The organism is Acinetobacter sp. YH01009 (assembly GCF_013420765.1).
Classification (GTDB): Bacteria; Pseudomonadota; Gammaproteobacteria; order Pseudomonadales; family Moraxellaceae; genus Acinetobacter; species Acinetobacter amyesii.
The window spans coordinates 148,865-165,966 of sequence record NZ_VOYE01000002.1 but is presented as its reverse complement, the minus strand read 5'-3'; the positions used below and the strand labels follow the sequence as shown (position 1 = coordinate 165,966).

The following is a 17,102-nucleotide window of genomic DNA, read 5'->3' as shown; positions in this document are numbered from 1 at the left end:
CGAATATGAACTTTTCAGTTTATTGGCAACATGCAGATGCAGTCAGCAAAACACTGTATTTCGTGTTACTTGCAATGTCGATTGCGACTTGGACGATCTTCGTTCTTCGTATTATGGGCACACGTCAGCTCAAGCAAGTGGCGTATAACCACCTTGCAGATGCACTAAGCAAACTGAAAGCGAAATTTGCTCCTTTGGCTTTTGAACAACGTAAGGCTGTGGCTGAACAAGCATTACTACGTCAAATTTCGGTAGAAAAAGCCAATGCTGAAAAAGGCGTATCTGTATTGGGTACGATTGCTTCAATTGCACCGTTCGTAGGTTTGTTCGGTACTGTATGGGGCATTTTCCATGCTCTTGTAGCTGTGGGTAAAAGCGGTCAAGCGGGCTTAGCGCAAGTGGCAACACCAGTCGGTGAAGCCTTAATCATGACCGGTCTTGGTTTGGCTGTGGCGATTCCTGCGGTATTGGCTTATAACATCTGTGTTCGTTTTAACCGTACACTGTCGAATGAATTGCAAGATCAAGCACATGGTTTATTGATTGACACGATGTTGCAACAAGATTCTGCTGCGAAGAAAGAAGACGTGAAAACTGCACAGCAAAGTTTAGCTGGAGGTCAAGCTTAATGGCTTTTCAATTGGGTGAAGACAACGATGCTGGCATGAATGAGATGAACCTCATTCCGCTCATCGATATTATGTTGGTATTGATGATCATCTTCTTGGTGACTGCGACTGTTGCCAACCCATCAATTCCATTAACCTTGCCACAAACGACTGCAGAAGTGATTGATCTGCCGCCTGAAAGCGTAACCATCAGCATTAACTCAGCGGGTGATATCGCTTGGAATGGTGATATTGTCACGCTCGAAGATTTAGAAAGTCGTCTTAATACAGCTGGTCAGCAAGAACGTAAGCCTGCATTGGTATTAAAAGCCGATAAAGAATCACGTTATGACACAGTTGCACAAGTGATGTCGCGTGCGAGTGGAGCCGGACTCAGCGATATCGCCTTTGCCAGTGATAACTAAGCACTGAGCAAAGATAACTAAAAAAAGCGACTGAAATGTCGCTTTTTTTATGTCTCTATTTTGAAAATAGATGCCTTTGAATCAGATCACTCAGATTTGAGTAGGTCTTGAAATTTGCTACGTAATTTCATGAGTTTAGGTGGTATTGAAAAATTACAATAGCCTTGGTTTGGGTTACGCGCAAAGAAGTTCTGATGATATTCTTCGGCAGGGTAGAAGGTCGGCATTGGACTGAGTTCAGTCACGATATTGATGCCTTCAGCTTTTAATTCTTCAATACGGTGTTCAGCGATTTGCTTTTGTGATTCGTCCTGATAGAAAATCACAGAGCGATACTGTGTGCCGACATCATTGCCTTGACGGTTCAGCGTGGTTGGATCGTGGGTTGCGAAAAATACATCCAGCAATTGGCTAAAACTGATTTGGCTGTCATCAAAATTGATCTGAATGACTTCTGCATGTTGGGTATTTCCCTCACAGATTTGCTCATAGCTTGGATGCTGAGTAATTCCCCCTGCATAACCACTGACAACTGTTTGCACGCCCTGAAGTTGTAGAAAAACTGCTTCTACACACCAAAAGCATCCACCACCAAATACCGCTTGTTGCATAGTGAAATCCTATCTTGTTCCCTGATGTTTAATATGGGGTTATAGCTAAAAACTGCAATGTACGTCTGTATACTAATCACAAGTTTATGTGCATTAAATGTCTCTGGCATGACTGAACAGTGAATAAAAAAGTCTGCCGAAGCAGACTTTTAAAATGATTTAACGCGGTTGAACAGCGCTTTCATATTGAATTAATAAATTGCCATGACGGTCTAGTAATTTCAATGTTTTTCCAAACACTTGATAATGCGTTACTTTTTCGAGTGCTGCATGGTACTGTCGCTCTAGCCCATTGTTATTGAGACAAGCCATCTGTGTCGCTGCAATCGGGCCAAACGTTATGGTGTCTTTGCCAGCATTATAGCCGCCCATTATACGATTACAGCCATCTGCACCTGAGACACGTTTTGAAGCCGCATCGAATTGAATGCTTGGAATATTATGCGCATTGGATGCTGTTTTGATTGGGGTGTTGCCAATCTGAGTGGCAATCCAAGTACGGTTTTGTAATAGGTTTAAATTTTCAGTTATGGTGTTGTCTTGTGCAGGCATGCTTTCACAGCCTGTCACCACTAAAGTTGAAACCAAAGTTGCAGCAACAAATATTTGTTTTAGCATCGGAATTTCCCCGTGGAAGCATTTCAATTATCTAAGCAAATATCGCACAGATAAGCTAGCCATATTTGTATCAATATTTAAGAATTACAATTGATTGGCGCTTGGCTTAGACTGTGAATGCGGCAAACCTTGTCGGATTAACTTCGAATATTGTTCACTGCTCAGTTGCTTGATTTGAGAGACACGAGGGTTAACATGGGCTTTTTGATACCATGTTTTCATATCCCAATTTTGGTCTATGGCATGGAGGTCGTGCAAATAATTCGGCAAATAACCGGATGCAAATAAGCGGTAATCGGTTGGAAGTTGATGTTTGGAAACCGCTTGAATCATGTCAAACACCAGTGTTGTACAATTACTAGTGAGTGTGTTGTACCATTTGGGTTGAGTCTGCAGTTCATCGGCTTTATGTAGATATTCAATAAACAGCGCCTGCATTTCAGATTTTGGCATGTTTACGGGGAAGAAATAGACCTGTTCTCCGCGTGTATTGCTGCGGGTATAGATAATATCTTTTTCATCTGATGCAATGAGGCTCAGTTCATATTTACGGAAAAAACCACCAATCGCAGAGAATTCTTCATTTTTCTCTTTGCGAATTTCAATCGAAAACGTCAGCGGTGGTCGGTCAGCAAAATCAAAACTGACCAGTGTATGGGCAATTTGTGGCCCCATCCAATACGAGGTAATGATGTTGACGCCATTGATTTGACTCAGGTCATATTGGCGAGTTTCCCAACGCGGGGTAAAGCTACCATCGGCATGCCAGTCGAAATTACGCACATTGTGTAAGGTGACGAGATTACCTTGCTTTTCATAATGTAGAATTTCAGCTACTTCAGGATTCCATTCACGATCTTGACGCGCTTCCATGCCAAAATACCAAAATAGACCGCAAATAAAGCCCATAATATAAATTAAGACATCTTTACGACGGCTAAAAAAGTGTTGGGTAATATAGATGCCTAAAATGCTCAGGGCAAAAGCAATCCAGATTCCAATGATAATGCGGCTGCCTAACCAGCCTGCCGGTTGCTGTATCCACAAGGCGGCACAGAGCCAAATCGAAGAACAGAGGACAAACACACTAAATAGAGCATGAAGAATACTTCGCCCTATTTTTTTGAACATTGCTTGTTGGTCACTCTGTTGCATATTTTTCTTTTAGCTTAAGATTTTTCTTTATTTTCGGTAAGTTGCGAACTCAAAAGCAATCCCAGTTTTGTCGTCGATATGTTGTTCTGACGCCACTTTTTGAAAGTCCGCAGGAATTTCAGGATAATGCGCATCACCTTGAACATCCAGTTCAACATGCGTGAGTTCTAAACGGTCTGCGATGCCGATGGTTTGCTTAAAAATTTCACCACCACCAATAATAAACAAACTCGTTGGTTTTTCGGAACTTGCGACATCAGCAACTGCTTGCGTTAACGCCTCATCGATACTATATGCGACTTTAGTACCTTCAAATGACCAAGTGTTATCTCGTGTAATGACCCAATTGACACGTTTTGGTAGGGTACGTCCCATAGACTCTAAGGTTTTGCGTCCCATGACCACCACACCGCCTTGGGTGATGGCTTTAAAGTGCTGTAAATCGGCAGAAATATGCCACGGCAAATCATTACCTTTACCAATGCAGCGCTGCTGATCCATAGCGACAACGTGCACGATTTCTAAATTTTGAAATGCCATAGTTTGAACTCAAATAGCCGAATTATTTGTCGTCTATTAGAATGCAAAATCCCGCTTGAGGTAAAGCGGGATTTTGCTTTTCACTTGGGATTTCTGAAATTAAACCGCAACAGGGGCTTTAATCGCAGGATGTGATTCATAACCTACGATTTCAATATCTTCAAATTTAAAATCGAAAAGATCGGTAATTTCAGGATTGAGTTTTAATTGGCACAGACCCATTGGTTCACGTGTCAATTGCAACTGCGCTTGTTCGAAATGGTTGGCATATAAATGTGTATCCCCACCGGTCCAAACGAAGTCGCCTACACCTAGACCACAAACTTGCGCAATCATGTGTGTTAACAGGGCATAGCTGGCAATGTTAAACGGCACACCCAAAAAAACGTCAGCACTGCGTTGATATAATTGGCAGGATAATTTTCCGTTTTGGACAAAAAATTGGAACAAGGTATGGCATGGTGGCAATGCAACATTACCTGCCTCATTTGGGTTCCAACCCGACACGATTAGACGACGAGAGTTAGGATTGGTTTTGATTTCATTGACCAACCATTTAATTTGGTCAAAACCATCTTGTTCATATAGGCCATCGGCTTTTTTGGTTGCACCGAAATTACGCCATTGATGACCGTAAACAGGACCTAATTCGCCAGCAGGACGACCAAAACGCGCAGTTTGTTCTGCTGTAGACCATTCATCCCAAATCGAGACTTTGTTGTCTTGCAAATATTGAACATTGGTATCGCCTTTAAGGAACCACAACAGTTCAATCACGATAGAGCGGAAATGAACTTTCTTGGTGGTGAGTAAAGGGAAACCTTGAGAAAGATCGAAGCGCATTTGATGACCAAATACAGAACGTGTTCCCGTACCCGTACGGTCGCCCTTGTCGCCGCCGTTGTCGAGAATGTGTTGTAAAAGGTCTAAATACTGGCGCATGTCTCTCTCATAATTTGCTAAATTTCTTGTGGCACATATTAGCTTGTTTTGCGTGTGGAAGGAACTGTGATGGGCGCTTGAATATAGTCAGGTTTAAAAAATCCAAAACATACGGTGTTTATTGGGTGATGACCAAATTTTGCAGGCAACAAGCGCTGAGTTGTCTGGGCTGAAGACGCCTATTTATAACAATTACATCAAGTGTTAACGAGACAATATGTCTGTTAAATCAAGAATGAAATTAGAAAACTTAAGCTCTATTGTTTATATATTGAGCGATGTTACATTCGCAGCGTTGAAAAAAATACAGATAAGTTTGATTAAAAAAATACACGTGATTTTTCTCATTTTAAAGAGGTGGTTTTGGGCTGCTATTTTTGATTAAGAGTTTGATATCAAAAATAAATCCAATTGAATTAAAAATAGACGATCGTATTTAAATGTGAAGATTTGTTTAAGAAATCTTACATTTTTTACATGAAAAAACATAATTTACGCGGTACTATCACCCTCGTTAAAATTTTTGAATGCCTAAATACAGGCGGGAGTGTGGGTTAAAGAATGGCTTATGATCACAATGTAAACTTGAGTGAAGTGCATGCTCCAGTTCAGGCAAATATCATAATTCGTTCTCAGGCGAGTAAAAATACGGGCAAGTCCAATACCACTCAAAAAGCAGCGACTAAAAATGTGGTATCCCGCAATGGTCAGCGTATCGATATCGATCGTTTGACTGGATTTTTACAAGGCATTACCCGCCAAAGAAGTACTCAGAAATGTGCCCGCAGTGTTCGTTTAGCACTTGAGTCCGCAGGGGCACGTTTTAACGGTCACCCCGTTGCCGCAGCAGATTGGGGCAGCACATTACAAAAAATTGGTTATCAAAAAATTAATTTAGCGTTTGATCGACCAAAGAAAGGCGATATTTATATTATCGACCGCAATCAAAGTAGCCGTTATGGTCATATCGCAGCATATTCAGGTAAGGATTGGGTGTCTGATTATCGTCAAGCGGGTTATGCGGTCTATCGAACTCCAAATGTGAAATACAGCTATTACCGCTTAGCGGATTAACAGCCCATGGCTGCAAAAAGGTTAGTCTTCAAACCTTTTTGCACGCTGACTGTAGATCGAGACGATAAATAATCCAATTGCCGCAAAGCCCATACATTGCAGCGCTAAAATCCAGCGTTGCTCATTGGGTAGAAAATAAATTAAGCACACTAAACATAAAATTGGCAAACTAGCCAAACCCCATTTTAATGACGGAGACAGTGTTTTTAGTTTGTCTTGTCTGAGCTTATAAAGCAGATCAATCATCAAACCAATGGCTAAACTTATGCCCGCAAAGCGGGGATCAAGTTGTTTTTGTTCAGCGCATAGAAAAATAAGCACACAGGTACTGATACAAATGAAGAGCTTGATTTGTCGGTTACAGCGCTCAGAGTACCAAAACGTCAGCATTTAAACTTTACCTTCGGGCGAAGTTTTCTCGTTTTTATTCAGTAGAGAAATCGGGGAGAGCAGGCAGATCGCCAAAGCCATAAAGCCAATGCCTTGAGCACCCGGAATCAAAATTTCACCCTTATTCATGTTGATAAAAACCAATGCTAACAGCAGTGCAATCGGTATCCAGGTCAATAAACGATAGAGCAAACCTGTTGGGTTTTTTGCTGCAAAATGAATCTTGCAATAACGACAAATCAGGAAAATGACGCCTGTACCCATGAACATTAGAATGGCTTGAAGTGTTAGGGGTTCCATCCAATACAGAACACTGGTCAGTACGACCATCGCAATAAAAAACAAGATTTTTTTAAGTACAGAAACGCTGGGGTTAAACCAAAATTCAAGCATGGATCGATAGTTTAAAAATAAGCTGAATAAACTTTAGCACAGATCAGTTGTCTAATTCAGTCACTTCATGTGCAGTAAATACGTATGAAGGGATAAATTTCAGCGCATAAAAAAGCGAGGCTTAGACCTCGCTTGCTTAAAGACAATTATAAAATATTAATGATTTTTTTGTGGACCCCAGTCATAGATTTTTTTCTGGTAGGCATACCACATCATCCATAGTCCAATCAGAATCATCGGAACTGTCAGGAACTGACCTTTACTCATCCATCCGATGAACAGTTGACCATTGTCCGGCTCACGGAAGAATTCAACGGTGAAGCGTGCGATTCCATATCCGATGAGGAACAAGGCTGAAACGGCATAACGTGGACGAGGTTTTGAACTAAACCACCACAGCACGATAAACAGAATTAAACCTTCACAGAGGGCTTGATAGAGTTGCGACGGATGGCGCACCAACTGAAGTGGATCGGTCGGGAAGATCATGCCGAAAGCAAAATTAGGATCGGTCACTGCACGACCATACAGTTCGCCACCAATAAAGTTACCAATACGACCAAACATCAAGCCTGTCGGAACGCAGGGTGCAATAAAGTCGAGGGTCTGGAACCAGGTCATTTTATATTTCTTGCACCACAGTAACATGGCAATCATGACCCCAAGGAAACCGCCATGGAAGCTCATGCCACCTGTCCAAACTTGGAATAGCCACAGTGGGTTGGCAAGGAATTGATCGAAACCATAAAAGAAGACGTAGCCAAAGCGTCCACCAATCACGACACCCAATGCACCGTAGAAAATCAGGTCAGAGACCATTTCTGCGTTCCAGCCGTCACGTTGTTTTGCACGGTAGCTTGCCAAGCCCCATGCAAATAAAAAGGCCAATAAATACATCAGACCATACCAGTGAACTTGTAGTGGCCCCAGTGATATCGCCACAGGGTCGATATTTGGATATGTCAGCATCGCTGTTCCTTGTCATTATGTTTTGCACAGATTTTAGCTGAATGTGCTGAAAAATGTTGTACATTCAATGTGTAAAGATATTGAGAGTTGAATATGTGCATTGTGGCTTTTGCTTGGCAGGTCTTGGATGACATGCCACTCTGCCTGATTTCGAATCGTGATGAGTTTTATCATCGACCGACGGCAGGTCTAAAGCAATGGGTAGATAGTCCGATTATTGCAGGGCAAGACTTACAGTCTGGTGGAACATGGATGGGGATAACCGCTCAAGGGCGTTGGGCGATTGTGACCAATTTTCGTGATGGTCGTGATCAGACCACATATCCCACTTCACGTGGCGCTTTGATTCAGCAATTTTTAGAATCTGAGCAAACGCCCATTCGTTTTGCGCATGCACTTGAACAAATCCAATGTAATTATGCCGGCTTTAATTTATTCGTTGGCGATGCCACTCAAGCCGTTTATATGAGTAATCGCGGTGAAGCACCACAAGTCTTAGCCAAAGGGGTGTATGTCACATCCAATGGTTTAATGACTGAACATTGGGAAAAGACCCGACATTTACGCAAACGCTTCACGCAAGAATTTTTACCGATGCTACAAAGCCAGCAACCACAGGCGGACATAGACGCCGCTGCGTGGGATATTTTGGAAGATGAACGTAAAATCATTCCAGCATTGTTACCCAATACTGGGATTCAGGCGGAAATGGAACATTTGCTGTCTTCAACCTTTATTCAAAGTCCGGTGTATGGCACCCGCTGTTCAAATTTATTGTGTATGCGGGATTCACAGTGGCATTGGCAAGAAAAACAGCAACACGGTGAGCAACAAGGACAGATCACCCAGATAGAAGTGCATTTAAAGGTATAAAATAAGCCGACGATTCGTCGGCTTATTTTTTAAAGGTGTTTTATGCGGTTTTTTGTGTTGGCTGAGCTTGTTCTACCGCTTCGCCAGCAATCACACCACCATCTTTACGGGTGATGACAACGGTTGCAGAACGTGGACGTGAAGTCGCTGCTGCATTGGTTTGTGATGCAGGCCAGTGGCTGGTCGGTTCAGAATAGGATGCTGAATCTTCACCGGGATGTTGCACATTGATAAAAATCGCTTTGTAGTCAGGTGTCATCGTCACACCTGTGATTTCACACTCTTTTGGTCCAGTCAGGAAGCGACGTAAGTTTTCGTCATTCAGTTTTGCCCCCACAATGGTTTCTTGACCCGATGAGGTCGTGGCTTTCGTACCGTCACCGACTTGACCCGGAAGCGCAGCAAGCATCATACAGTTGGTGGTATCGGTATAAGCACCGTCATCGGTTTGAATCCATAACACACCACGTGGGTCGAACCACATCCCATCGGGTGATGACAAGTCATTGTTGTCATTTAAACCAGATAAATTAATGTTGCTCGCCATTTTTGCTTCAGCACCAAACAGGTAGATATCCCAAGTAAAGCTGAGTGCTGTGGTTGTATCACCATCTTCACGGAAACGGATAATATGACCGTTGACGTTGCCTTTACCACCTTCAGGGTCGGTGTAGTTACGTGGGTTGGCAGCATCTAGTGCATGCGTCGTACCACGGTTCGAGTTATTGGTGAGGGTCACATAGACTTCACCATTGTCTGGATGCACAGCGACCCATTCAGGACGGTCCATTTTGGTAGCACCGACAGCATCTGCGGCAAGACGTGCGAAGGTTAGCACATCTGCTTGTGAGCTAAACGGATAAACGCTGTTACTTTGGTTTAAACCATTGACGTTATAGCTCAATTCAATCCATTGACCTTTGCCGTCATTGTTAAATTTGGCAACGTATAACTTACCGTTGTTCATGTATTTGTCACCTGCAGCATAGCCACCGTTGACATCTTTTTTACTCCATTTTTGGTCGGATACAAATTTATAGATGTATTCACCGCGTGAGTCATCACCCATGTAAAATGCAAGGTTGTCATCTTCACGTAAGCGACTTGCACGGCAGTCTTCATGTGCAAAGCGACCCAGTGCTGTACGTTTTACGGGGTTTTCACGACGGTCAAATGGGTCGATTTCGACAATCCAACCAAAGGTGTTTGGACCATTACGATAATCTTCTGCTGCCTGAGTACCGGTAACATTCGCTGACCAACGGTCATATAAATCTTGTGACTCATTACTTCCAATCGCCGTTTCCCAACCATAGCGTGAGTTTGCACCCGCTTTTAGGCCATAACGGTTGAGTGCCACAATTTCAGCAGGACTACGTTTGGCATCATCGTCTTTTGCACGAGCGAAGTAACCAATGAAGTTTTCTTCTGTTGTCAGGTAAGTGCCCCAAGGGGTATAGCCATTACCGCAGTTGTTGTGTGTACCACGGGTTTGCTGGCTATTGGTTGAAAATTTCGTGCAAACTAAGCTTGAGCCTGCTACAGGGCCTTTAAAGTCCATTACGGTCGATGCGGTAATACGACGGTTAAATGGAGAATTTTGTACCAGTTTAACGGCTTGAGTCTTGCTGTCTTTTTCAATTTGAATCACAGAAACACCGTGTGCATTGACTTCACGGATGACTTCATCTTCAGGGCGACGACCATCCACTTTGGTTGGGCCTTGTGGGTGTAAGAAGGTTGGATTGATGTATTCATGGTTCATCACCAACAAACCTTGGTCAGACTGCTTGGCATCATAACGTCCAGAGGTGGTATTTAAACCAAAGAAGCTCATACCGTCATGGCAGTCACCAGAGCGGAATTGGAAGCTCGGGCCAGAAGGAACATTGTTATCATCCCACGCTGGGTATGCAGGGTTAATCGAGTCACCCATCGCATATAGCACATGCGCTTGATAGCCTTCAGGAACAGTCACAATATCGTCTAAATTTTTTTTCACCGGTGTGAAATTGAACTTGGTCGGTTTTTGATTTGGATCAGTGACAGGTGGTTTGGTATTGCTATTTGAACCTGAGTCATTGTCATCATTACACCCCGTTAATGAAGATGCCAATGCAAGTGCGACGGCACCACTCGCAGTCTTGGTAATCAAGCTACGACGGCTGATGCGCTGTTCTAAAATGTCACGAAAATGAAGGTTATCCGAAGTGTTGTTATCAAGTTCTTGATCTTCGTTATATGGCATGTTTGTCATGAATTTAAATCCTGGCAAAGGTGTGCTGGGTAAAAGTTGATCACATAAAACTATAGATAAAATATGACAATGCTTTGAAGCTAATGTTGCAAACTGATGAAATAGGCGTTTAGATTTCGCTGCATGAAAATTGCAAAACATTAAATGGGCGCATAAAAAAAGAGGCTATCTCAGCCTCTTAGGTGTAAAACTCACCAAAATTGTCGAAACATCAGTTTGTTTAAGTTACAGATGTACGTCGTTTTTCAATCAGCTTGCCAAAGAACAAACCCAGCTCAAAGAGCATCCACATGGGAATGGCCAGCATGATCATCGAAAGCGCATCGGGTGGCGTTGCAAACATGGCGACAAAAAAACAGCCGACGATAATAAAACGACGCTTCTCTACCAAGGTTTGAGTAGACACCACCCCGATCAAAATCAAAATTAACGTGATGATTGGAATTTCAAAGGTCAGTCCAAACACCAAAAAAAGCTTTAAGCAGAAACTTAAATAACTATTGATGTCCGTCATTGGGGCGACCGTTTCAGGGGAAACACTCATAAAAAAATGTAGGATGGATGGCAGGGCAACCCAATAGGCAAAGGCAATACCGGCATAGAAGAGGACGATGCTGCCGAATAATAAGGGCATCGCCAAATGCCGCTCTTTTTCATACAGTGCAGGTTTGATGAAGGCCCAAAGTTGATAAATCACGAAGGGCATAGCGAGCATTAGCGCGACAAAGAAATTCAGCTTAAACGGCGCCATAAACGTGGCGGTCACATCCGTTGCGATCATGGATGAGGTCATTGGCAGTTGAGCACGCAGTGGCTCTGACATCAATTGATAGCTTTGATTGGCAAAGGGCAATAAACAAAAGAACAGAATCAAAATGAGTCCTGTAATTTTGATCAAATGCCGACGCAAAATCACCAAATGTTTGGTGATTGGCATTTCTTCCAAATCAGGCACAGTGTTCTGTGAATTATTCAGTGAAAGATCTGTCATACGGCCACCTGATATTCTGCTAATGCATCGGTCGAACTTAATGTAGGAGCTTGGTCTGTTTTAATCTCGTGCTTTTTTTTCATTTGGGGTGTAGCCACGGCAAAGATCGTGCTCTGACCACGTTCGATGTACTGATAACGTGGGGATAAATTTTTATTGTCAGGTAGGACGGCTTCTTGTTGTTTTTGCGCAGTCTGTTCTATGGGGTGTTGCGTTTGTTGCAATTCATTCATCTGCGCCTGCATACGCGCTTCGAGCTGTTGAATACGTTGCATTTCTTTTTGCATTTCTTCACGAAGTTCGGACATGCGAAGTTCACGGTCAATATCTGTTTGCACGTTACTGATCAGTCGTTTAACTTTCCCGTACCATTTACCTGCAAAGCGGATACCTTCAGGCAGTTTTTCTGGGCCGAGTACGATCAGCGCAATAATGCTGAACACCAGTAATTCGCTAATACCAATATTAAGCATTATGACAACCCCTTAGCTTTGAACTGAGGAATTGGTTTTATTTTGAGCTTCATGCTCTAGCGTGCGAGGCTCATTAAGCTGCGTATTTGCTGCGTCTTCATCACGCATCGATTTTTTGAAATCTTTGACCGCGCCGCCGACATCTTTACCCAAGTTTTTTAGCTTAGAGGTACCAAAGAGTAAAATCACCACAATTGCAAAAATCAGTACATGCCAAATCGATAGTCCAGCCATCTTGTTATCCTCTTGTTGGTTTGCACAACATTTCAGCAGTTGTAGATGACAGTGAAGTGACCAAGATGTTGCAGTTTAAAGACAGCCGCGAAGCTTATGTTCAGTGTTACTATGCATGGATTGAGCAGTGAGGGTGGTGTAGTGGCGTTTCTTCTTCCGATATTGGGTTTTTTAAGTGGCCTCGGATTGGCATCATTATCAGGAACCGCATCGCTCAAATCGATTTTTTCTAGCTTACTTGCACGCTGTTTTATTCCAGCCGTAATCATCTACAACATGGTGTTCTATCAAGCAGGCAGTTTAGCGCTGATGCTCTTTAGCTTTAGTGTTGCCGTGCTGATGTTTTATTTATTTCGCTGGCTGTTAAAAGATAGTTTACGTGCCTTGTGTGTCAGTTATTTGAACTTGGCTTGGCTGGGTTTTCCTTTTGCATTAGCATTGTTCGGCCCTGAAATTAGTGCAGCGATGGTGGCTTTGTATGTCGGTGGTTCTATCTTTGGCAATATGTGGGCTGTTACAGCCGTCAGTTCAGCCCAACTACCATGGTCGAGCGTGATTCAAAAAGTGGCGATGTCACCGCCTGTATTTGCCTTGATGATTGCAGGTGTCTGTCGAATAGTTGGATTACAACATTTAGAAGAACATCAGATCTTAGATTGGCTGTATCAGGCTGCAAAAATTGGAATGAGTTTCACAGGAATGTGTGTCTTAGGCATGTGGCTGCGCCAAACTAAGGTACAGTGGCGTGATCTGATGAACAGTAGTCGTATTTATGCGATGAAACTCACCGTTGGCGCGGTGATCTGTGGTTTGAGTTATGCCTTTCTTCCGATTCCCCAGATCGAGAAATATATTGGGGTGATGTTCATGCTGTTCTGCTTACCCCCTGCAGCCAATATTGTGGCTTTAGAAACGCATTATCAAGGAACAGGCACTTCGGCACGTTATATTGCTTCAGGTACGATTATGAGCTGCATCGTCGTTAGTATATATGGGTTAATTTTGCATCTTTTTTCGCTTTAAAATGAAAAGTGAATTATAGATGCCCGCATAGGGCGACTACTTGAGCTGTTTTCGAATCTGCCAATCACGCACGAGGGCGTATATCATTGCGATACCTATCAGGCCTGGAAATCCAACCTGACCTTGCGACAGATTAAGCATGATCGACAGCACGATCACCACTGCAAAAATAGCGTAAGTGGTACGAAAGCCTGAGGTGAGCGGGTAGGTCAGTTGCGCCTGGCAATGAGGGCAGCTTAGTTTTTGAAAACCAAGAAAAGAGCGTGTCGGGATTTCAGTTGAAGTGTGATGGCAAGCGTTGCATATGATCTGTATCGGTTGAAGTGCCATAATTATTCTATTTTTATTCAGGGATTGGAGTTAATCTTTGGCATTAAGATTAACTCCAATGCAAATTATTTCAAACTTGCTTTAAATAATTTCATCGCCTGACCACGATGGCTGATTTTATTTTTTTCTTCTTTTGATAATTCAGCACTAGAAACGTTTAGTTCAGGCAGCCAAAACAGTGGGTCATAGCCAAAGCCATTTTCACCGCGTGCTGCTTCCATCACTTCACCGCGCCAAATCCCTTGGAAAATTTGTGGGAGTGGGTCTTCTGCATGTTGGACCAAAGCCAAGACACATACAAACATCCCTTCGATGGCTTCACTCTCTTTACGGAGTGGTTTGAGGTCAGCAAGCAACTTGGCATTGTTAGCGGCATCATTGCCATGTTCACCTGCATAGCGCGCAGAGTAAATCCCTGGTGCGCCACCGAGTACAGGAACGCAAATGCCAGAATCATCTGCAATGGCTGGCTTGCCTGAAATTTTCGATGCGTGACGCGCTTTGATAATGGCATTTTCAACAAAGCTTAGACCGTCTTCGATGGCATCTTCAATGTTCAACTGACCTTGTGGAATCACTTCAACAGGAAGATTAAGCTCGGCAAACATTTTTTCAAATTCTGCAATTTTGCCTTTGTTATTACTTGCAAGCACCAAAGTGCCTTGAGATAACCAATCAGTTGAAGCCATGTGAATATTCACCATAAAACAAGATTTGAGGCTATTTTAACAAGATGCTGTGGCTGACAGGCAATAAAAAAGCACCCGAAGGTGCTTTTTAAGATTCAAAAACTTATTGTGCTTGAATCCATTTGTCCGCACGGTCACGTGCTTGACGGATTTGGTCTTGGCTTAAGTTCGCTGCTAAAGCGGTTTTTTTGCCTTCAGACAAGCTAATCACTTTGTTGTCGAGCATGCCATCACGGGTAGAAAGCTCATACCATTGGTATGCACCCATGTAGTTTTTCTTTTGCTCTTCCATCATGGCTAAGTTAAAGCTTGCGCGGTTATCACCACGGCTGGCTGCTTTTTCGAAATATTGACGAGCAAGCGCTTCATCTTTTTTAGTCCCAATGCCATCAGCGAGCATACGACCCACATTGAGCTGAGCTGCAGATAAACCTTGATCGGCAGCAGCTTTGTACCATGCAAAAGCTTGACGTTCATCTTTTGCAACGTCTTTACCTTGTTGATATTTAGTGCCTAAGTAAAACTGAGCACCAGGCTGACCTGCTTTAGCAGCTTTACTTAAGCTGTGAATATCCATAATTGAATATTGTGCAGCTTGGCTAGAAACTGAAGATGATGGAGCAACATAATCCGCATGGGCTTGTATGCTAAAAAGTCCAATCAGTAGCGTCGTGCTTAATAATAATTTTTTCATAGAGCGCTCACTCGATAAATTGCGACTTCACCAAATAGATTTGGGAGACGTTTACTCAGTAAACTATCTTGTTGATCCCCATTCACGGCAAGTCGGTTAATAATCCGGATGTTATTTTCAGCACACAGCGCTTCAAAATCACGGAAAGTACATAAATGAATATTGGGCGTGTTATACCACATATAGGGTAACGCGTCTGAAACAGGCATCATTCCTTTTAATGCAAGGAAAGAACGAGTCTTCCAATGTGCAAAGTTTGGAAAGGTGATAATGGCCTGTTTCCCCACACGCACCATGTCTCTTAAAAGAACGTCTGGTGCATCTACAGCTTGCAAGGCTTGTGCCATAACCACATAGTCAAAAGACTGGTCGGCAAAGCGACTTAAACCTAAGTTCAAGTCCTGTTGGATGATATTTAACCCGCGACTGACCGCAATTGCAATCTTTTCTTGATCAATTTCTAAGCCATATGCACGAATATTGTGCTTTTTGCTCATATGTGCAAGCAGTTCACCGTCACCACACCCTAAATCGAGTACGCTTGAATCTGGTTTAATCCAACGTTCAGCCAGTTGATGATCAATACGCATTAGTTGGTCTCCTTCGGTGTTTCTTGCAGGTGTTTTACACCGCCTAGGAATGCACGTAAGCTTTTCACATATAACGGAATCGGGAACAAGAAAGAGTCATGACCTTGTTCAGCATCAATATCCACATAGCTCACAGGCTTATGATTACTAATTAATGCATCTACAATTTCTTGCGAACGAGCAGGGGTAAAACGCCAGTCCGTTGTAAATGAAACAACTAAAAATTGACACTTGGTTTTAGACATCGCGGTTTTTAATGATTGCTCATATTCACGTGATGGATCGAAATAATCTAAAGCCTTGGTCATGATCAAATAGGTATTGGCATCAAAGTTACGGCTAAATTGCTCACCTTGATAACGCAAATAACTTTCGACTTGGAATTCGACGTCAAAGCCATACATAAATTTACCTGACTTTAAGTCACGGCCAAATTTTTGTTTCATGGCTTCTTCAGAGAGGTAAGTGATATGACCCACCATACGGGCCAAGATCAAACCTCGCTTAGGATAACTATCATTTTCTAAATAGCGACCATCATGGAAATCAGGGTCAGACAAAATCGACTGACGCGCCACTTCGTTAAAGGCAATGTTTTGCGCAGACAGTTTTGGTGTACTGGCAATAATCACGCACTTTTGTAAACGATCTGGATAGTCCACAGACCATTGTAGAGCTTGCATGCCCCCTAAAGAGCCGCCAATCACCGCATACCACTGCTGAATTTCTAAACGATCAGACAACATGGCTTGGGTTTTGACCCAGTCACGGACAGTCACTAATGGGAAATCAGGACCATAAGGGCGATTGTCATTTTCAGGATTTGGAGAGGTCGGTCCAGTAGAACCGCTACAGCCGCCAATATTATTTAATGCTACGACAAAGAATTTTGACGTATCAATGGCTTTGCCTGGTCCAATACATGCGTCCCACCAACCCGGTTTACGGTCATCTTCATGATGATAACCTGCTGCATGATGATGGCCTGACAGTGCATGACAAATCAAAATTGCATTAGATTTGTCTGCATTCAGTTCGCCATAAGTTTCAACCATGAGCTCAAAACGTGGGAGTATGCGATCGCATTCGAGCTCTAACGGCTCTTCAAAAATAAACTTTTGTGGGGTAACTAAGCCCACTGAGTCAGCTGGAAAAGACACAGGAATAATTCGCCTTAAATCTTTAGTATGAATAATAAAAGGATACCACTTGAGGGTATCCTT

The 17,102-nt window shown here is 42.9% G+C and carries 22 protein-coding genes; 5 read left to right on the top strand and 17 right to left on the bottom strand.

Annotated elements, in window-relative coordinates; translation table 11 throughout:
• The first annotated feature begins 5 nt into the window (after positions 1–5).
• Both FTT76_RS03570 and FTT76_RS03565 read left to right on the top strand, forming a co-directional pair.
• Positions 6–629, top strand: coding sequence for a MotA/TolQ/ExbB proton channel family protein (locus tag FTT76_RS03570; protein ID WP_168377886.1), 624 nt, complete (start codon positions 6–8; stop codon positions 627–629).
• Positions 629–1,033 carry a biopolymer transporter ExbD gene (locus FTT76_RS03565; protein ID WP_078189686.1) on the top strand — a complete coding sequence of 135 codons (405 nt, stop codon included), beginning with the start codon at positions 629–631 and terminating at the stop codon, positions 1,031–1,033. Before FTT76_RS03570 ends, FTT76_RS03565 begins: the two co-directional genes overlap by 1 nt.
• 86 nt (positions 1,034–1,119) lie before the next feature.
• Here FTT76_RS03565 and msrA read toward each other — a convergent pair whose 3' ends face one another.
• The 5 genes from msrA to thyA all read right to left on the bottom strand — a co-directional run bounded on the left by msrA (position 1,120) and on the right by thyA (position 4,899).
• Entirely contained in the window at positions 1,120–1,644 is a 525-nt protein-coding gene (gene msrA, locus FTT76_RS03560; protein WP_180048846.1) for a peptide-methionine (S)-S-oxide reductase MsrA, read from the bottom strand.
• 159 nt (positions 1,645–1,803) lie between these two features.
• Positions 1,804–2,262, bottom strand: a complete 459-nt coding sequence (locus tag FTT76_RS03555; RefSeq protein ID WP_180048847.1) for an META domain-containing protein — start codon at positions 2,260–2,262, stop codon at positions 1,804–1,806.
• 84 nt (positions 2,263–2,346) lie between these two features.
• The gene (locus tag FTT76_RS03550) at positions 2,347–3,417 is read right to left on the bottom strand and encodes a DUF4105 domain-containing protein (RefSeq protein WP_180048848.1); all 1,071 of its coding nucleotides are present in this window, start codon (positions 3,415–3,417) and stop codon (positions 2,347–2,349) included.
• 27 nt (positions 3,418–3,444) lie between these two features.
• Entirely contained in the window at positions 3,445–3,957 is a 513-nt protein-coding gene (locus FTT76_RS03545; protein WP_180010197.1) for a dihydrofolate reductase, read from the bottom strand.
• A gap of 99 nt (positions 3,958–4,056) precedes the next feature.
• The gene (gene thyA, locus FTT76_RS03540) at positions 4,057–4,899 is read right to left on the bottom strand and encodes a thymidylate synthase (protein WP_078189681.1); all 843 of its coding nucleotides are present in this window, start codon (positions 4,897–4,899) and stop codon (positions 4,057–4,059) included.
• Positions 4,900–5,460: 561 nt separating this feature from the next.
• On the opposite strand from thyA, the gene FTT76_RS03535 reads away from it, so the two are divergent.
• On the top strand, positions 5,461–5,973 hold the full coding sequence (locus FTT76_RS03535; RefSeq protein ID WP_168377881.1) for a peptidoglycan amidohydrolase family protein: 513 nt from the start codon (positions 5,461–5,463) through the stop codon (positions 5,971–5,973).
• 21 nt (positions 5,974–5,994) lie between these two features.
• Here the strand turns inward: FTT76_RS03535 and FTT76_RS03530 are convergent, their stop codons facing one another.
• The 3 genes from FTT76_RS03530 to lgt form a co-directional block, all read right to left on the bottom strand.
• A complete protein-coding gene (locus tag FTT76_RS03530) occupies positions 5,995–6,363 on the bottom strand; it encodes a hypothetical protein (RefSeq protein WP_180010198.1) in 369 nt (122 codons plus the stop codon).
• On the bottom strand, positions 6,364–6,756 hold the full coding sequence (locus FTT76_RS03525; protein ID WP_180190049.1) for a hypothetical protein: 393 nt from the start codon (positions 6,754–6,756) through the stop codon (positions 6,364–6,366).
• Between the two features lie 156 nt (positions 6,757–6,912).
• Entirely contained in the window at positions 6,913–7,725 is an 813-nt protein-coding gene (lgt, locus tag FTT76_RS03520; protein WP_180007176.1) for a prolipoprotein diacylglyceryl transferase, read from the bottom strand.
• Positions 7,726–7,818: 93 nt separating this feature from the next.
• Between lgt and FTT76_RS03515 the strand changes: the two genes are divergently transcribed.
• Positions 7,819–8,598, top strand: a complete 780-nt coding sequence (locus tag FTT76_RS03515) for an NRDE family protein (protein ID WP_180050508.1) — start codon at positions 7,819–7,821, stop codon at positions 8,596–8,598.
• 40 nt (positions 8,599–8,638) lie between these two features.
• On the opposite strand, the gene FTT76_RS03510 is transcribed toward FTT76_RS03515, so the two are convergent.
• The 4 genes from FTT76_RS03510 to tatA form a co-directional block, all read right to left on the bottom strand.
• On the bottom strand, positions 8,639–10,855 hold the full coding sequence (locus tag FTT76_RS03510; protein ID WP_180050505.1) for a PhoX family phosphatase: 2,217 nt from the start codon (positions 10,853–10,855) through the stop codon (positions 8,639–8,641).
• Positions 10,856–11,075: 220 nt separating this feature from the next.
• Positions 11,076–11,846, bottom strand: a complete 771-nt coding sequence (tatC, locus tag FTT76_RS03505) for a twin-arginine translocase subunit TatC (RefSeq protein ID WP_180190048.1) — start codon at positions 11,844–11,846, stop codon at positions 11,076–11,078.
• Positions 11,843–12,319, bottom strand: coding sequence for a Sec-independent protein translocase protein TatB (gene tatB, locus FTT76_RS03500; protein ID WP_078189674.1), 477 nt, complete (start codon positions 12,317–12,319; stop codon positions 11,843–11,845). The genes tatC and tatB overlap by 4 nt, the downstream gene beginning before the upstream one ends.
• A gap of 12 nt (positions 12,320–12,331) precedes the next feature.
• Positions 12,332–12,553: a Sec-independent protein translocase subunit TatA gene (gene tatA / locus FTT76_RS03495; protein ID WP_078189673.1), complete on the bottom strand. Its 222-nt coding sequence runs from the start codon at positions 12,551–12,553 to the stop codon at positions 12,332–12,334.
• 141 nt (positions 12,554–12,694) lie between these two features.
• Here tatA and FTT76_RS03490 point away from each other — a divergent pair, with 141 nt between their 5' ends.
• The gene (locus FTT76_RS03490; RefSeq protein ID WP_180004574.1) at positions 12,695–13,576 is read left to right on the top strand and encodes a permease; all 882 of its coding nucleotides are present in this window, start codon (positions 12,695–12,697) and stop codon (positions 13,574–13,576) included.
• Between the two features lie 36 nt (positions 13,577–13,612).
• Here the strand turns inward: FTT76_RS03490 and FTT76_RS03485 are convergent, their stop codons facing one another.
• The 5 genes from FTT76_RS03485 to FTT76_RS03465 form a co-directional block, all read right to left on the bottom strand.
• Positions 13,613–13,906: a hypothetical protein gene (locus tag FTT76_RS03485; protein WP_180190047.1), complete on the bottom strand. Its 294-nt coding sequence runs from the start codon at positions 13,904–13,906 to the stop codon at positions 13,613–13,615.
• Positions 13,907–13,971: 65 nt separating this feature from the next.
• Positions 13,972–14,595, bottom strand: a complete 624-nt coding sequence (gene rdgB / locus FTT76_RS03480) for an RdgB/HAM1 family non-canonical purine NTP pyrophosphatase (RefSeq protein ID WP_180026016.1) — start codon at positions 14,593–14,595, stop codon at positions 13,972–13,974.
• A 103-nt stretch (positions 14,596–14,698) separates the two neighbouring features.
• The gene (locus FTT76_RS03475; RefSeq protein ID WP_078189669.1) at positions 14,699–15,289 is read right to left on the bottom strand and encodes a tetratricopeptide repeat protein; all 591 of its coding nucleotides are present in this window, start codon (positions 15,287–15,289) and stop codon (positions 14,699–14,701) included.
• Positions 15,286–15,879, bottom strand: a complete 594-nt coding sequence (metW, locus tag FTT76_RS03470) for a methionine biosynthesis protein MetW (RefSeq protein WP_067763682.1) — start codon at positions 15,877–15,879, stop codon at positions 15,286–15,288. Before metW ends, FTT76_RS03475 begins: the two co-directional genes overlap by 4 nt.
• Positions 15,879–17,039 (bottom strand): homoserine O-acetyltransferase, encoded by a 1,161-nt coding sequence (locus tag FTT76_RS03465; protein WP_168377871.1) that lies wholly within the window; start codon positions 17,037–17,039, stop codon positions 15,879–15,881. Before FTT76_RS03465 ends, metW begins: the two co-directional genes overlap by 1 nt.
• Positions 17,040–17,102 lie beyond the last annotated feature (63 nt).

Bases quoted from the DNA above. Each gene is read 5' to 3' on its own strand.
- msrA (WP_180048846.1), bottom strand. From the start codon at position 1,644: ATGCAACAAGCGGTATTTGGTGGTGGATGCTTTTGGTGTGTAGAAGCA.
- tatB (WP_078189674.1), bottom strand. From the start codon at position 12,319: ATGCTTAATATTGGTATTAGCGAATTACTGGTGTTCAGCATTATTGCG.
- FTT76_RS03565 (WP_078189686.1), top strand. From the start codon at position 629: ATGGCTTTTCAATTGGGTGAAGACAACGATGCTGGCATGAATGAGATG.
- FTT76_RS03550 (WP_180048848.1), bottom strand. From the start codon at position 3,417: ATGCAACAGAGTGACCAACAAGCAATGTTCAAAAAAATAGGGCGAAGT.
- FTT76_RS03475 (WP_078189669.1), bottom strand. From the start codon at position 15,289: ATGAAAAAATTATTATTAAGCACGACGCTACTGATTGGACTTTTTAGC.
- thyA (WP_078189681.1), bottom strand. From the start codon at position 4,899: ATGCGCCAGTATTTAGACCTTTTACAACACATTCTCGACAACGGCGGC.
- FTT76_RS03515 (WP_180050508.1), top strand. From the start codon at position 7,819: ATGTGCATTGTGGCTTTTGCTTGGCAGGTCTTGGATGACATGCCACTC.
- FTT76_RS03545 (WP_180010197.1), bottom strand. From the start codon at position 3,957: ATGGCATTTCAAAATTTAGAAATCGTGCACGTTGTCGCTATGGATCAG.
- tatA (WP_078189673.1), bottom strand. From the start codon at position 12,553: ATGGCTGGACTATCGATTTGGCATGTACTGATTTTTGCAATTGTGGTG.
- FTT76_RS03485 (WP_180190047.1), bottom strand. From the start codon at position 13,906: ATGGCACTTCAACCGATACAGATCATATGCAACGCTTGCCATCACACT.
- FTT76_RS03535 (WP_168377881.1), top strand. From the start codon at position 5,461: ATGGCTTATGATCACAATGTAAACTTGAGTGAAGTGCATGCTCCAGTT.
- rdgB (WP_180026016.1), bottom strand. From the start codon at position 14,595: ATGGCTTCAACTGATTGGTTATCTCAAGGCACTTTGGTGCTTGCAAGT.
- FTT76_RS03570 (WP_168377886.1), top strand. From the start codon at position 6: ATGAACTTTTCAGTTTATTGGCAACATGCAGATGCAGTCAGCAAAACA.
- FTT76_RS03510 (WP_180050505.1), bottom strand. From the start codon at position 10,855: ATGACAAACATGCCATATAACGAAGATCAAGAACTTGATAACAACACT.
- lgt (WP_180007176.1), bottom strand. From the start codon at position 7,725: ATGCTGACATATCCAAATATCGACCCTGTGGCGATATCACTGGGGCCA.
- tatC (WP_180190048.1), bottom strand. From the start codon at position 11,846: ATGACAGATCTTTCACTGAATAATTCACAGAACACTGTGCCTGATTTG.
- FTT76_RS03530 (WP_180010198.1), bottom strand. From the start codon at position 6,363: ATGCTGACGTTTTGGTACTCTGAGCGCTGTAACCGACAAATCAAGCTC.
- FTT76_RS03555 (WP_180048847.1), bottom strand. From the start codon at position 2,262: ATGCTAAAACAAATATTTGTTGCTGCAACTTTGGTTTCAACTTTAGTG.
- metW (WP_067763682.1), bottom strand. From the start codon at position 15,879: ATGCGTATTGATCATCAACTGGCTGAACGTTGGATTAAACCAGATTCA.
- FTT76_RS03525 (WP_180190049.1), bottom strand. From the start codon at position 6,756: ATGCTTGAATTTTGGTTTAACCCCAGCGTTTCTGTACTTAAAAAAATC.